The sequence below is a fragment of the Campylobacter curvus genome (genome assembly GCF_013372125.1).
Classification (GTDB): Bacteria; Campylobacterota; Campylobacteria; order Campylobacterales; family Campylobacteraceae; genus Campylobacter_A; species Campylobacter_A curvus.
On record NZ_CP053826.1, the window covers coordinates 1,116,882 to 1,131,374 of the forward strand.

Sequence of the window (14,493 nt, forward strand, 5' to 3'; positions counted from 1 at the left end):
AAGTTACTTGTTTGTAACTATATCAAAAGATTGTAAACCTACCGTTTAAAATTTCGTATGATGTTTTCCAGCTCGCCGCTTTGACCTATGCGATAAAGTGCAAAGTCGTATTTTATGGGATCATTAGCGTCAAATTCGCGTAGCTTTTGCGTTAGCTCGCTAACAGCCGCAAAGTCATAGCTTTTTCGCTTTATGAGTCCCAAATTTAGCGATACTCTATGCGTGTGCACGTCAAGCGGCATAAGTAGCTCGCTCTTTGGTAAATTTTTAAAAAGTCCAAGGTCGATGTCGGTGTCTCTGACCATCCATCGCAGGAACATATTGTAGCGCTTATAGGGCGAATTTGGCCTATCCTCATACGCTCTGCCAAAGAAAAATTCGTATCCGTCCGAGCGGTATGGGTTGAGTGAATAGATAAATTTTATGAGCTCGTTTACGCCCTCTTGCATAAGGCCGTTTCTCTCGAAGCCTTTTTTCACCAAAGCCTCGATGTCGCCGTCTTTTTTGAGGCGCGAAAGAGTGATGAAGATCTGCCTCACGTCTTCGCAGTTTTGAAAGCGGTATTTGAAATTTTGCAAATTTAAAGCTATCGTTTTCTCGCTCTCATCAAGTAAGGAAAATTTCAGCAAATTTAGAAATTTAACGATGAGCTTTGCATTGCCGTAAGCGAACAATGCGCATATCAAAGCGATGTTTGGCTCTTTAAATTTAGTAGCTACTTGCAGTGGATCAGCAGCCGTAAAAAGCCCGATGTCGGTATTTTTTACTAAAACATGGGCCTCAAGTAGGGCTTTTAGATCCATTATTGTTTAAGTGTCAAAAGCGTATCTAGCATCTGATCCACGGTCGTTATGATCTTTGCTGCGGCGCCGTAGCTGGCTTGAAAGCGTATGAGGTTAGTGAGCTCCTCGTTCGTATCTACGCCGCTGATAGATTGAAATTCCTCTTCCGCAGTCTTTTGTAGCGCGGTATTTGTATCGTGAGTAGTGTTGTTTGCCTCCGTATCGCTTGCGATATCGGTCGTGAAGTAGCGATAATACCCCTCTATCGTCTCGTCTCTATCAAGTGCGGTGCCGTTTGAGTAAAATGTTTGTTTGGTGTATTGTAGCTGCACCATTTTGTTAGCTACTTCGTTGTTGCCCACTACCGGTTTTGAGTATGCCCTTATCTTGGTGTGATCTTGCGCAAAGTCGTTATTTACGCCGATGCTTTTAGCGTCCGTGCCTTTGAAAAATCTATTCACTCCAACGACACCAGGGAAATTCGTGCCCTTATCGACAAGAGAGATGCTGTATAGCCCTTGAGCTTGTTTTGGTATCAAAGAAAACGTGCCCTTGTTCGTCGTCTTATCGTAGTCGTATGATGCCTGAAAATAGTCATTCACATCGTTTAGCATATTGTTATCGTTGTTGTCATCTGAGTCCAAATTAAAGTCGCTCACGATAGAATTTCCGTAAGTAGTGTCGTTCATCGTTGTAGTGCCGTTTATGTTTATCGTTTTTCTGGCGACGACATTGCCCTTGTTGTCGTATACTACGGCTTCAAAGCTGCCTTCTCTTATGCTGTTACTAAAATTCATAAGCGTTTTATCGTCTTCAAGGTAGCTTATCTCGTCGGAATTCGACCTCTCGACGGCAGACTCGGCGTAGATGTTATTAGTGCTATTTATCAGCGTCTTGCTAAAGGTATCGAGATTGTCGATATATTTTTGTATAGCCCCATCGGTAAATTTTTGCTCTTTAACATCGTAGTTCCTACCGCGAAGGTCTAGCGACGCACCGATCTTGCCGTTTGTTATCTTATCTTCCATCGGTATGCGCTTGCCGTCTTCTCGCTCGTAATAAATTTTAGTAAATTCTCCCGTATCGGTAGAGCTCATCGATAGTTCGTGATAGTTTGGACCGTCTACTATATTTACGCCACCTATGTTTAGGGTGTAAAATTTGCCCTGATCGGTTATGCCTGTATCCACGGTTGCGTCGCTCTTTAGATCGCTTTTAAAGCTTGAGACGTTTACTAGCTTTGACATAGCAAGCTCAAGCTCATCACGTTTATCACGAAGGTCGTTTGCATTTATCTTTATGCCTGCGTCAGCACCGGCCTCCACGCGCTGGATCTGAGCGTTTAGATTAGCGATCTGCTTTGCTAAGGAATTTATCTCTTTTATATTTATCTTTATGGTTTCGTCTACTTTGGTTTGTAGCGCATAAAGCGTCTTTGCGGACTGGCTTAAATTTGATGTCAAAACGCTCGCTTTATTCAGCAAATTTACCTTTTGAGAGCCTTCGTCCGGGTTTGAGGCAAAGTCATTCCAAGCGCCAAAATACTCTTGGATATCTTTTATCATGCCTTTGTCGTTAAGGTCTGGAAAATACTTCGTGACCTCTTGCAAAATTCTTTGTTTGTATGCTGTGTTTTCTAAATTTGACGAGGCGGTTTTGAGCCTTGAATACGTAAATTCGTCATGTATGCGCTTTACGGTATCTACCTGCGTGCCGGTGCCTACGCCTCCCGGGACCGTGTTCATAGCTGGCGAAGCGGACTGAACGACTCGTTGTCTTGTGTAATAAGCACTATCGGCGTTTGCTATGTTGTTACCGGTCGTGCTGATTTGCGTTTGTGCGGCATTTAGCCCGGAAACGCCCGTATTTAAAGACATAAAAATGTTCGCCATACTTAAACCCTCGTTTTATAAATATTTTTTGAATTGCCGTCTTGTCCGTATTCGCTATCGTGCGTTCCAAACACTCTTTTGCTAAGAGAGTCGAAAAATTCCTTCACCACGACGACATGCTTTGCATACTCTTTGTTTTTTTCATGCAGCTCTTCAAGCTTTGAACGCATCAAGACCAATCTCTCTTTTATCTCCTCGTCGAGCACTCCGGCAAGCGTAGCCGTACCGTTTTCTTTAGAAACACGCACCAGCTCGTTGTCCAAAGCCTTTTTCGTCGCTTCAAATTCGCGAACGAGCGCGTTTTTCTTTTTTACGCTCTCATCTACGGTCGAGTGTTTAGCCTCTTTTATGTTTGCGATATCTTGGATCGTTAAATTTATCAGATCATCAAGCTCTTTTATCGCATCGTCCAAATACTTCTTTAGCATCCATCTTCCTTAAATTTATGCGATCGTATCTGCAATAGCCTTTGCGGTTTTTGAGATATCGACCTTGTAGCTTCCATCAGCTATCGCAGCGGCGATCTGACTTACTTTGTCGCTTTGCTTTGATTGCGCGTTTTGGACAGCTTGTTCTTTCTTGACATCTGCGCTTTTTGTCAGCGTATTTGCCCCGAAACTTGGTCTTGAACCTAGTGAATTTATCATTTTACACCTCTTAAAATAAAATATCTATGCCATTACATCGGCATAAAATGAAATTTCTTAAGAGTCTCGCTTTAAAAAATCGTATAAAAGCTGAGAAAATCCTAGCCCGCCACTCAGCGCTCGGCTCATCGTATCGTTATACATCGAGCGGTAAATATCCTCGCCGGCAGCCTTTGGAAAGAGCGAATTTTTATCATCCTCTTTAAGTGCGATGTCTAAAACCGCCTTTATCATAAACGCTTCAAACGCATCGGTCTGCTCTTTTAAAAGCTTATCTTGCTGCGTCTTGCTAAAATTTTGCTTTTTGGTTATGGCGTCCGTACCTAAGGCGTTATATGAGTTTAGCGCCATTTGATTATCTATTTGCATCAGATTATCTCCAGATCGACATGTATCGCGCCTACACGCTTTAAATTTTCAAGTATGGAAATGATATCCGTCGGTGTCGCTCCAAGCTTGTTCAAAGCTCTAGCTACGTTTGCCACCGTCGTTTTCTCGCCTGAAATTTTGAGTAAATTCGTATTTGGAGCGATAGCCGTATCGCCGCCTATATCGACGTCGGTATCGTTTGGCTCGCGGTAGCTGTCAGGTTCTATTTTAAGAGTTATGTTTCCGTGAGTCAAAACGACCGGGTCTACGACCGTATCGATGCCGCTTACGATAGTGCCGGTGCGCTCGTCTATCACGACTTTATCATCGGCTTTATAATCAACTTGCAGCTCCAAGATACCGCTCACCAGCTCTATCATATCCACTTCATCGGGCTTTTTAACGACGATCGTTCTAGGGTCTATCGCCCTTGCCACATCATCGCCTATGTTTGCATTGATGGCGTTTTGAACGTCCATAGCGGTTTTAAAATTCGTATTTTTGAGGCTTAAATTTATAGTGTTTTGATTATAGATGTCGTAAATCACCTCGCGCTCGACTAAAGCGCCTCCCGGGATCGAGCCTGCGGTCACGTGATTGCCCCCCGAGCCCGCCCTGCCGGCACTCTTGCCGCCTATACTGAGCGATCCTTGCGCGAGAGCGTATATATCGCCGTCCACGCCTTTAAGCGGTGTCATCAAAAGCGTGCCGCCCTGCAAGCTCTTAGCATCGCCGATAGATGAGATCACGACATCGATCTTATCGCCATGTCTGGCAAATGCAGGCAGCTTCGCCGTTACCATGACGGCTGCGGTATTTTTTGATTTGATATCGTCGGGATTTATCTTTACGTTCACGCTTTGAAGCATATTTGAGATCGACTGGATCGTAAATTTAGATGTAGAGCCGTCTCCCGTGCCGTTTAGTCCGACGACTAGGCCGTAGCCGATGAGCTGATTGTCACGCACACCAACGACACTGGCTATATCTTTTATCTGCGCGGCAAATGCACCGCTTGAAAGCAAGGAAGCCACAGCCAAAGATAAAATTTTATTCATCGTTTTTCCTAAAATTTAGCTATTTATGGCTTCTAAAGCAAAAAACGTTCCAAAGTAAATTTAAATGTTATAGTAAAGTATTGATACTTGCTTCGCTTCTGCTTTGCAGTTGCGAGTGTAATGAAGCAAAAACCCTGTTCACTCCAGGAGCGACCTAGCACAGACGCGAACAGCGTTTGTGCGGGAGCGAGTAGCCGAACATATAGCACGATTTTTTGCTTCATTACACTCGCAACTGCGAGCAGACCGCGATCAGCTACCGCTTCCCTGTCCTCGTAGCGAAGTTTTGCTTCGACTTCGTCTCGCAACTGCAAGCAGAACGTTACGAGTGCGTAGCACGAAGTAAAAATCGGCGGCGATAAGCTCGCTAACAAGGTTTGGCTTCGCTTTTGTGAAAGTTAAAACAATACTTTGTTAGAACAGAGCTAATTTTAAAATTTTAAACACTCAAGCGTAACTAAAATTTATCAGCGAGCTTATCGTTATAAATAAAATAAGAAAGCGTAGTGGCACCGAATTTTTTTGATTTTAAAAGGGTGAAATTTGCGATCTTATCGCTAAATTTAAAGCTACTGGCATGCTCGAACACTATCATGAAAATTTTATCTTTCTTAAGGTCCGCTATAAGCTTACTAAGTGCGTCATAGACGCCGTTAAAACCATCTCTCGTATCAAATGGCGGATCCAGGTAGAGCAAGACCAGTTTTGTTTGAGAATTTACGATGTCAGCCAAAATTTCAAAGCTATCGCCATTTATCGCTCGTAAATTTAGCTCATCTACGCTCGCCATATTTTTTGCCGTGAGCTTAAAGGCAACCCTATCTTTTTCGATGGCTATCGCGCTATCTGCGCCGTTACTTAACGCTTCACACGCCATCACCGCACTCCCGCCAAAGCCTTCGATGAAAATTTTACCCGCGAGCTCATCTCTAAGCGTATCAAAAAACGAGCCCTTCACGATATTTTTCGTGCTTCTAGTGGTGCTAAGGCTTGGAAGCTCCAGCTTTTTACCTTTAAATTTCCCGCTTGAAATAGCGGTGAAAATTTTACTCAAGCTCGTGACCTTAAGAGCTCGATGAGCTCTTTTTTAAAGCTATCCACAAGCTCGCCGATACGCCCTTCCAGGCTCACTTCGCTTTTAGCGTCGTCAAAATTTGGCTGCTTTATCTGAATAGCCGAGTAAAATTCCTCAAGCGTGTTTAAAAGCGTTTGCCTACTAAACGGCACGCTAAGATATGGCGAATCATCACTGATGAGAAACAGCGGCTTTTGCGTATTGATATGCCTATCGGAAACGACAAAGTCGCAGTCCTTGTGATGAGCGGCTTCGTTTTTGCAAAACAAAAGCAATGTTTTTTGCAGCAAAATACACTCGCATTCAAATGAAATTTTCATATCTTTCCTTCAAAATTTGGTATCATTCTAACTAAAATTTATAGAAATTTGCATTAAATAGCTAAAGGAATTTTAAAAAAATCCGATGTAGAGGCAAATAGAAGTTTTAAGGAGTAAAACTATGGAAATTTTCAAGGCGGCTGCGAATCAAGCGATGAGCGCGAACATAAATCCGTCGCAGCAAAATCAAATCGAAACTAGACAAATCGAGCACACGGATATCGAAGAAAACGTCACTGCCAATAAAAAATCAAAACTTGAAGATGCACTTGACAAGGAGCTTGACGGACTTAGTAACGAAGAGCTCGCCAAAAGGACTAAAGAAGTGACCGATAAGCTGAATTTCCAAATGGAGCAGCTCGATACAAACGTGAGATTTGCCTACAACGATACGCTAAATTTGATGGTCGTTCAGGTAAAAGACGCAAAAACAGGCGACTTGGTGACACAGCTACCAAGCAAACAAGCGATAAAAATAAGCGAATATTTCAAAGAGAGTATCGGCATACTCTTTGACAAGGAGAGTTAAGATGGCAGTCGGAAGTATAACGAATTTAGGATTTGGTACAAACAACAGCGCACTAAATGACGAGCTCGTAAATAAGCTAAAAAAGGCCGATGAAGAGGCTCAAATAAAACCTATAACAAGCCGCATAGAGAAAAACGAGATAAGACAAAAAGACCTAGCTGCGTTAAAAACTCTCGTCAGCAATGTCAATGTCAGCGCAAAGTCGCTAGCAAGCGAGACTTTGTATCTAAAAAGGCAAGTAAGCTCCACCGGAACGGCCGCTAGCATAACGGCTGCAAGCGGCGTCAGCATACAAAGCTTTGATCTTGATGTCAAGCAAGTAGCTCAAAGAGATACATACCAAAGCTCGAAATTTTATAGCTCTACAAGCTTGCTCGGCCTCACACAAAACGGCTCTTTCGATGTTGAAATAAACGGAAATAAATACTCTATCGGCGTCACCAAATCAACGACATATCAAGATATCGTGGATAAGATAAACGAGGTCAGCGGCGGGAATTTACAAGCTCGTATCCTAAACGTAGGCGGAAGCAACCCTTATCAAATAATGCTTCAATCAGCTGACACGGGAGCTACTCAAACAATAAAATTTTCAAACGATACAGCTGGGGTTTTAGAAAAGCTGGGCTGGGACAGCAACCAAATACCAGTCACCGACGAGAGCGGCAACCCAGTATATAACAGCGACGGCACACAAAAATTTACGTCGAATTTAGAAAAAAACAAGCTTATGTCGGCACAAGATGCGATCTTTAACTACAACGGCGTAAATGTAACGCGCACCAAAAATACGATCGACGATCTGCGCCCAGGCGTCACTATCACCCTAAAAGAGGCCGGAAAGTCATCTTTTAGCATCGGTCAAGACACTACCGACGTTGCAAAGGCTGTGGAAGAATTTATCAAAGACTACAACCTGATGGTAACAAATTTAGGTATAGCGACAAACTACGATGAGGAAAAGGGCTCGGGCTCTTTTCAGGGAAGAAGCGAGATAACGAGTATCCGCTCAACCGTCAGTCGCCTAGTCACCGGACAAAACGACGAAGGCAAAGCTTTAAGTAGATTCGGCATAATTACCGACAAAGACGGTAAATTGATGCTTGATGATAAGAATACACTAAGCAAAGCTCTAAGCTCAAATCTCGAAGAGGTGCAAAAGTTTTTCATGGGCTCAAGCAAGATCGAGACAATAAGCTATATAGGCGTAAATAAAGTTGCCAGCGGACAACTGGATATCAAAACGGGCGATCTATCTATAAATGGCAAAGCCGTGAAATTTCAAACTGCAGCAGGATCGACCGCCGCACAAAACGCTCTCGCGCTTCAACAAGCCATAAATAGCGCCGGCATAGAGGGCGTAAGCGCTAGCCTCGATAGTAGCGGCGAGAGGATAGTACTAAAGCGAAGTGACGGTCAAAATATCGAGATCAAAGGCGATGCCTCGGCTCTAAATCAGCTTGGTATGAGCACGGCTACCGTAAATGCGGTGACAACTAAAACGGCTGGACTTTTTACAAATTTAAACTCGAAACTAGAAGAAATCGTCGGCATAGATAACAGAAAAGACGGCACATTGACCGTTCTTGCCAAACAGCTCAAAGAAGAAGGCGAGTCTTTGACTACAGACAAAGAAAATACTCAAAAGCTGCTAGATGAAAAATATAACACGATGAAAGATAGATTTATCAAATATAACTCCATCATCGCAAATTTAGAAAATCAATTTTCTACGCTAAAGCAGATGATCGAGCAAGAAATGAATAGCAAAAAATAAGAAAGAGACAGATGAAATCAGCAGCATATAATGCATACGCTCAGTCAAGCTTCGGGGGCATAGAGTCCCCGACCAAGCTCATCGAAATGCTTTACGACGGAATTTTAAAATTTATATTTCGCACGAAAAAAGCCATGGAAGTCGGAGATATAGAAAAAAAAGTTTATTATATAAACCGCGCCAATGCGATATTCGTAGAGCTTTTAAATTCGCTTGATTACAGCCAAGGGGATGTAGCTCACTACCTAAGCGGACTCTACGCCAGGCAGATGCAGCTTCTAGCCATGGCAAACATAAACAACGATATGAACGCACTAAATGAAGTGACAAACGTAGTAAAACAACTCTCCGAGGCCTGGAGAGAGGTGACCGCAGATGAATGAGTGGATCAAAGATCTAAAACTAGCCTTGCTAAACGAAGACTTTGACGCTATCATAACCCTTTCGGATAAATTTAACGAGAGCGATTTTAAAAATTTAGAGGATATGCAAGAGGCGCAAGCCCTGTTAGCTCAAGCCAAATCTTTTTTTGAAAACAAATCCTCTCACATCCAAGCAGAGCTTTCAAAGCTACAAAAAGCTCAAAAATACATAAAAAATTAAGGCACGGCGATAAGCCGAGTTCTGTCGTGAGTGATCATTTATCTACTCTAAATTTTACAATTTAGCTCTAGCGAAGGGTTTAAATATAAGACTAAAACCGTCCCTTCTTGCTGCAAGTTGGGTTTATAAAGCCGCGCGAGTTGCCAAGCGCGCTGGTGGGCTCTTACCCCGCCGTTTCACCTTTGCCACGTTTAGTGGCTGTTTGCTTTCTGTTACACTTTCCCTTAGGTTGCCCTAGCCATCCGTTAGATGGAACTTCGTCTTATCGCAGCTCGGACTTTCCTCTTTTTCAAGCGATCACTTGCCGTGCCGAGGCAATTATAGCGAAAATTTGGGAGGGTTTTCTCTAATCGAAAATATTTTTATGCAAAATTTCTTCCAGCACCACCGTCGCATACGACCCCTTTTGTAACGTAAAGCTCATCGTAAAGTGCGCCTTTTCCGGGATATATTTATATTCCACATTTTCAAGATAGCTCCACGCAAAGCGCCGCGAGCCACTCATTTTGGCGTTAAATTCGCGCGCCTCGCCAAACACTTCATCCTCGATCATACGCGCGGTGCGGGTCGCCTCATAGGCCTTCGCACCGACGATGAGCCCGCAGCTTGTGATGTCGCGGCGAGCAAATCTTTCTAGCTCCGCGTCCAAATCCTCGCACAAAAAGCACTTGCCATGCGGGTAATGTCCCAAAACTTCGCCCGCGATCAGCTTGAAAAACCGCCTTTGCGCCTTTAAGCTTTTTAACTCCTCGCGCGGGATAAATTTGTAAATTTCGCCAAGCTCAGCGAGACTAAAATCCTGCGCAAAGCGTGAAATTTCAACACGTTTGCTAAGCCAGCGGTTAAAAAGCTCGCTTTGATACGCCGAGATCAAAAACTCGCTCATTTTTGGATTTTTCAGCCGCTTGCCATTTAGCGTGCCCGATTTTAGCAGCTCCTGCCCGCTCGCGGCGTTATCGCCAAATTTACCAAAGCGCTGATAGCCAAAATAGTTCGCAAAGCCCGACGCATCCAGCGTTTTGATCGCATTTTCCAGTTTTACCGCCTCGCTTGGCATGACCTTTTTTAAGCGGATGAAAAAGTTGTTTGCGTGCAGATGTCCGACGCGAAGCTTATTTTCATGCGCGACAGTGCTTAGAATTTTCATCTTTTCGTGGCTAAAATTTGCCAAATTCGCCTCAAATTTACGCGGCATCGAGACAAACTGCGTCGTCATGCCCTGCTTGTCTTTTAGCCCCGCGTAGCCAAATTCACGTAGCTTCACGCCGGTAGCGTCGCTTAGCGCGCGCAGTGCCTCCTGTGTCGTCATGTCCTTTTTGGCGATTTCGATCATGAGGTGCTCGCCCTGCCCGCTAAAACTGTAAAGTGGCAGCTCGCGCACGACGAAGTCATCGGCGTTTTTGCTAAAATGCGCGTTTATTGGCGCGTGCGTGAGCGTGTAAAGCGGCTTAAAAATGGTGTCCTCTTGCATGATTTTTGTATCTTCCTTTTGTGATTTTTCCTATCAAATTTAGCCTGACGCGGGCTTTTTTGGCTTCGTTTTTGACACGGGCGGCGTGACGCGGGCTAAAAGTAAATAAAATTTCATACTCTTCGCCGCTTTTTAGCTGCATTTGGCTTAATTTTCGGCTAAATTTCACCCCGCACCCGCTCGCCGCACAAAGCTTGGCTAGATCCATTCCCAGCCCGTCAGAGACATCCATCGCGGCGTTTATAAATTTTGCCGCCGCGTAAAAAAACCTCTCTCTTAGCACGGGTTTTACAAAGCGCGAATTTGCCCCGACCTGCCCGCCGTTTTGCAGCGTACGAAGCCCTTTTAGACTGCCTCCGAGCCTGCCCGTGTGAGCTACTATGTCGCCCTTTTTCGCGCCGCTTCGACGCATAACTTTGCCCGCAAGCTTGCCCACGATAGTGACGCTTAAATTTAGCGCGTCAGAGCTGATCGTATCGCCGCCGATGATCTGCACGTCAAACTCGTCGCAAGCCTTTTTTATACCGCGCGTGAGCTCAGTTATCTGCGCGCGCGTGAAATTTCGCGGCAAAGATAGCCCAAGCAGCGCAAATTTTGGTCTCGCGTTCATCACGATGCAGTCGGAGAAATTTACGATCATCGCCTTATAGCCGATCTGCTCTAAATTTAACCAGCCAAGCTTAAAGTGTGAATTTTGCGCGAACAAATCCTTGCTAAACACCTGTGTGCCGACGACCGCTGCGTCATCGCCGATAAATTTACTCTCAAAACATCCGATCGTGAAATTTTCTTTATCCATTTGACGATTATATTAAATTTGGTTTTAAATTTAAAGCAAAAACCGCTAAAATTAGCCGAAAAAGGAGCGCTCATGCTTGAAGTCAGGATTTTTAGATTTGACGCGAAACACGATGTTTTAAGATATTATAAACCGTATTTTTTTGATGAACCGGGCTTTAAAACGCCTGAAACTTTGCTAAAGGAGGTCAAAAAACAAGATCCATTTTTTGAGTGTGGCAAGAGTTCGCATATCAAAATAAACGGTGTCGTAGTGCCGATAGATTGGGATTTTGATGATATTTTGAGACATTTTGGCGACAAGCTCACGATCGAGCCGCTTAGCACGAAGCGAGCTGTCAAAGATCTAGTGATAGATGACGGTGATTTTTGGGCTAAATTTAAGCCGTTTGCCAAATTTTGCGATGCAAGCGACAAGGCGGCATACGCGCAGCTCGCACCATATTTTTACACCGATTTTATCAAGGACTACGAGAGCGGATTTGTGGGGGCTAGCGCGATAATGTTGGACAAAATCCTATGCGAAAAATACCCGCAAAAAAAAGATGAAATTTTACAGCTTGTCGCGGATAAAAAGACGGGCGTCTGGATAGCGCGAAATTTGAGCGATTTTATAGTGCATGGTAGCGAAATTTACGATACGGCAGTAGAGTTTGCAAGCTCAAATTTAAAGCAGCCAAAGAGCGAGAGAAAAGCTCTAGCACCAGAGCCCAATACGGGCAGGATTTTAGAGATGGAACACGATTTTGACGGGTTTAAGATAGCCTTTACAGGAGAGATCTCACCCGAGCTAAAAAAGCTAAAAGCTAAATTTATAAAGCCGCAAAGTGCGAATCTACCGTGCGGGTTTGATATGCTGGGGCTAAATGACGAGCTGGCTTATAAGCTGGCAAGTAAAATTTTATTCGAGGCGTTTGATAGCGGGGCGGACTTTTTACTGGCCCTAAACGAGGCGCAGTTTTATATGTTCGACACTCTTGGCGTGAAGCTATCGAAATTTTGCGGTAGAGATTTGGATGGATTTTATATACTTAGACAAAGCGAGCTGATAGCGCTAGCAAACGGTGATATCCCTCAAAGCTTAAGCGAGCATAGGCTAAAAGTCGGGCTGGTTTTATAGATTTATAATCCGAGCAATATATTATTGTTTTATTGTTATGTTTGCAACATTTGGCTACTTGGTGAACTAATTTGAGATAGAATTTAGACTTATAAGCGCTAAAACTAAAAGCACCTTTCTCATCTGCCAATCCATTTTTCGTTTATATTCACCGCTTTTTACTCGCACATCAAACGCTGTTCGCGTCCGCCATTTTTCGCTCGCATCGAAAACGCTGTTCGCATTTACTTTCATGCTCGCTCATCCAAAAATCTCAAATTTCTCAAAAACGCTAGGCTCGTCCGCCACGATGCCACGCCTAACGAGGCTCTCCACGACTTCGCGGGTGCAGTCTGTTTGCTGCGGCCACTCGCGCGTATAGCCGTCGCGCGCGTCCTTGCTCGTGGCGTCGATGCAGATTTGCTCGCCGTCGATGTAAATATCGCGCAGCGCGTCGATGTTATTTACCACGCGCCAAAGCAGCATATACGGGTTTTCGAGGCGATTTTCCAGCCCAAGGACGACTAGCAGTTTAAAGTGCGCTCTAAATTTAAGCAAGCTCTCAAAAAGCTCGCGCGCTACGACATTTTTATCAAATTTAACCACGCAGATAGGACATTTGCTCTCGCGCACAAACTGCGCCAGCTCGCTCACGCCGCTATTTGCACTTCTAAATTTAGCTAGCAGCGCGGCGTCATCCAGTCTTTCGATCTCGCCCGCACTAAAATCCTGCGTCGCATCCACGCCAAGCTTGCCGCCAAAGCAGGCATTCGGGCTTGCGTGATCGAGCTGGTCGCACACGCCCTCGCTTATTAGAAGCGATCTCGCCCCCAGCCTATCAAGCACAAATTTCGCGAGCGCCTCGTAGTCTGTGAGCTTTGGCGCGTCAGCCCCGACAAAGACGGCATGCTTGACAAAGCTCATCTGCCCCACGCCCCAAAACGCGTGCATAGCCTGCTTTGCGTGCGCGGGGTAAAGCGTGTTGATTTTAGCAAGGATGAGGTTGTGAAAGACGCCGTTTTCAGGCATGTTGTAGTCTATGAGTTCCGGCACTGTCGTTTGCAAAAGCGGCAGGAAAATGTGCTCGGTCGCCCAGCCCATGTATTTGTCTTCAAGCGGCGGCTTGCCAACGACCGTGGCGTGAAAAATCGGGCTTTGCTTGTGCGTAATCGCCGTCACCTCCATCACAGGGAAGGGCTCAATGGGCGTGTAAAAGCCCGTGTGATCGCCAAAAGGCCCTTCAAGCTCGAGCCACTCGGTATCCACGAAGCCCTCTATCACGTAATCGGCGTCGTGCGGGACGTAAATTTCATTCGTGAGCGACTTCACGAGGCGGGCGGGGCTTTTGCGCACAAAGCCGTAAAGCAGCAGCTCGAATACGCCCTTTGGCAGCGGTGCTTGACCGCACCAGATATAAAGCGGATCGCCGCCGATCGCGACGGATACGGGCATCTTGCGCCCGGCGCGCTTGTATTCGCCGAAGAAATTCGCCCCGTCCTTATGGATCTGCCAGTGCATGCCAAGGCGGTTTTTGCCGTAAATTTGCAGGCGATACATGCCTAAATTTTGAAGCTCGCCGTCCAGGCTTTGCGTATAGACCTGCCCCATCGTGATGAACGCCCCCCCGTCCTTTTCCCACGTTTTTAGCGCTGGAAGGTCGCGCAGATCGACGTTTTCGCCAAAGTGCGAGACCTGCTGGCACTCGCCGCACTCTTTTAGGCGGCGGACGAAAATTTTACGCATCGAGAAAAGATAGCTTAGAAAATTTATCTTTTCGGTGAAATTTTTTGGCTTTTTAGGCTTTAAAAGAGCTGAAATCTCGCTCGCTACAGCATCCGGCGTAGTGTCAAATATGAGCTCCAACGCGCGCTTTGAGCCGTAGATGTTTGTGAGTACGGGCGGGAATTTTCGCCCCGTTTCGCGGCTAATGACATTTGTAAAAAGCAGCGCCTGCGAATTCTCGCGCTTGACCTCGATGTAGCTAGCATGCGCAATTTCAAGGTCGATGTCGATCTCCTCTTTTACCTCGCGCAGTAGCCCGTTATCTTTTAAAAGCTTGATGTAGTCCATTTT

At 45.1% G+C, this 14,493-nt stretch carries 17 protein-coding genes and 1 other RNA gene; 5 read left to right on the forward strand and 13 right to left on the reverse strand.

The features are described 5' to 3' along the window. Positions 1–38 precede the first annotated feature (38 nt). The 8 genes from CCVT_RS05390 to CCVT_RS05425 form a co-directional block, all read right to left on the reverse strand. Complete coding sequence (locus CCVT_RS05390; protein WP_018136397.1) at positions 39–803, reverse strand: TIGR02757 family protein; 765 nt, start codon at positions 801–803, stop codon at positions 39–41. After that, positions 803–2,674, reverse strand: a complete 1,872-nt coding sequence (gene flgK, locus CCVT_RS05395) for a flagellar hook-associated protein FlgK (RefSeq protein WP_018136398.1) — start codon at positions 2,672–2,674, stop codon at positions 803–805. The genes CCVT_RS05390 and flgK overlap by 1 nt, the downstream gene beginning before the upstream one ends. A gap of 2 nt (positions 2,675–2,676) precedes the next feature. After that, entirely contained in the window at positions 2,677–3,102 is a 426-nt protein-coding gene (gene flgN / locus CCVT_RS05400) for a flagellar export chaperone FlgN (protein ID WP_018136399.1), read from the reverse strand. Between the two features lie 15 nt (positions 3,103–3,117). Next, positions 3,118–3,321 (reverse strand): flagellar biosynthesis anti-sigma factor FlgM, encoded by a 204-nt coding sequence (locus CCVT_RS05405; RefSeq protein ID WP_018136400.1) that lies wholly within the window; start codon positions 3,319–3,321, stop codon positions 3,118–3,120. 57 nt (positions 3,322–3,378) lie between these two features. Continuing rightward, complete coding sequence (locus CCVT_RS05410) at positions 3,379–3,690, reverse strand: rod-binding protein (RefSeq protein ID WP_018136401.1); 312 nt, start codon at positions 3,688–3,690, stop codon at positions 3,379–3,381. Then, complete coding sequence (locus CCVT_RS05415) at positions 3,690–4,739, reverse strand: flagellar basal body P-ring protein FlgI (RefSeq protein ID WP_407644587.1); 1,050 nt, start codon at positions 4,737–4,739, stop codon at positions 3,690–3,692. Before CCVT_RS05415 ends, CCVT_RS05410 begins: the two co-directional genes overlap by 1 nt. Before the next feature lie 466 nt (positions 4,740–5,205). After that, entirely contained in the window at positions 5,206–5,802 is a 597-nt protein-coding gene (gene rsmD / locus CCVT_RS05420) for a 16S rRNA (guanine(966)-N(2))-methyltransferase RsmD (protein WP_018136404.1), read from the reverse strand. Then, positions 5,799–6,143 (reverse strand): hypothetical protein, encoded by a 345-nt coding sequence (locus tag CCVT_RS05425; protein ID WP_018136405.1) that lies wholly within the window; start codon positions 6,141–6,143, stop codon positions 5,799–5,801. Before CCVT_RS05425 ends, rsmD begins: the two co-directional genes overlap by 4 nt. Before the next feature lie 121 nt (positions 6,144–6,264). Between CCVT_RS05425 and CCVT_RS05430 the strand changes: the two genes are divergently transcribed. The 4 genes from CCVT_RS05430 to CCVT_RS05445 are packed head-to-tail and all read left to right on the forward strand — an operon-like array spanning position 6,265 to position 9,052. Further along, positions 6,265–6,672: a FlaG family protein gene (locus CCVT_RS05430; RefSeq protein WP_011992365.1), complete on the forward strand. Its 408-nt coding sequence runs from the start codon at positions 6,265–6,267 to the stop codon at positions 6,670–6,672. Between the two features lies 1 nt (position 6,673). Further along, a complete protein-coding gene (gene fliD / locus CCVT_RS05435) occupies positions 6,674–8,449 on the forward strand; it encodes a flagellar filament capping protein FliD (protein ID WP_018136406.1) in 1,776 nt (591 codons plus the stop codon). Between the two features lie 11 nt (positions 8,450–8,460). Further along, a complete protein-coding gene (fliS, locus tag CCVT_RS05440) occupies positions 8,461–8,832 on the forward strand; it encodes a flagellar export chaperone FliS (protein ID WP_018136407.1) in 372 nt (123 codons plus the stop codon). After that, positions 8,825–9,052: a hypothetical protein gene (locus CCVT_RS05445; RefSeq protein WP_018136408.1), complete on the forward strand. Its 228-nt coding sequence runs from the start codon at positions 8,825–8,827 to the stop codon at positions 9,050–9,052. The genes fliS and CCVT_RS05445 overlap by 8 nt, the downstream gene beginning before the upstream one ends. Here CCVT_RS05445 and rnpB read toward each other — a convergent pair. The 3 genes from rnpB to CCVT_RS05460 all read right to left on the reverse strand — a co-directional run bounded on the left by rnpB (position 9,047) and on the right by CCVT_RS05460 (position 11,322). Continuing rightward, an RNA gene (rnpB, locus tag CCVT_RS05450) (RNase P RNA component class A) lies at positions 9,047–9,365 on the reverse strand. The genes CCVT_RS05445 and rnpB overlap by 6 nt on opposite strands. 33 nt (positions 9,366–9,398) lie before the next feature. Further along, entirely contained in the window at positions 9,399–10,523 is a 1,125-nt protein-coding gene (gene truD / locus CCVT_RS05455; RefSeq protein ID WP_018136409.1) for a tRNA pseudouridine(13) synthase TruD, read from the reverse strand. Continuing rightward, positions 10,501–11,322: a thiamine-phosphate kinase gene (locus tag CCVT_RS05460; RefSeq protein WP_018136410.1), complete on the reverse strand. Its 822-nt coding sequence runs from the start codon at positions 11,320–11,322 to the stop codon at positions 10,501–10,503. Before CCVT_RS05460 ends, truD begins: the two co-directional genes overlap by 23 nt. Positions 11,323–11,394: 72 nt before the next feature. Here CCVT_RS05460 and CCVT_RS05465 point away from each other — a divergent pair, with 72 nt between their 5' ends. Beyond that, positions 11,395–12,441 (forward strand): HdrB C-terminal domain-containing protein, encoded by a 1,047-nt coding sequence (locus tag CCVT_RS05465; RefSeq protein ID WP_035160842.1) that lies wholly within the window; start codon positions 11,395–11,397, stop codon positions 12,439–12,441. Positions 12,442–12,507: 66 nt separating this feature from the next. Here the strand turns inward: CCVT_RS05465 and CCVT_RS05470 are convergent, their stop codons facing one another. Further along, complete coding sequence (locus tag CCVT_RS05470; protein ID WP_018136412.1) at positions 12,508–12,675, reverse strand: hypothetical protein; 168 nt, start codon at positions 12,673–12,675, stop codon at positions 12,508–12,510. Between the two features lie 6 nt (positions 12,676–12,681). Next, positions 12,682–14,490 (reverse strand): menaquinone biosynthesis decarboxylase, encoded by a 1,809-nt coding sequence (locus CCVT_RS05475; protein WP_018136413.1) that lies wholly within the window; start codon positions 14,488–14,490, stop codon positions 12,682–12,684. Positions 14,491–14,493: the final 3 nt, after the last annotated feature.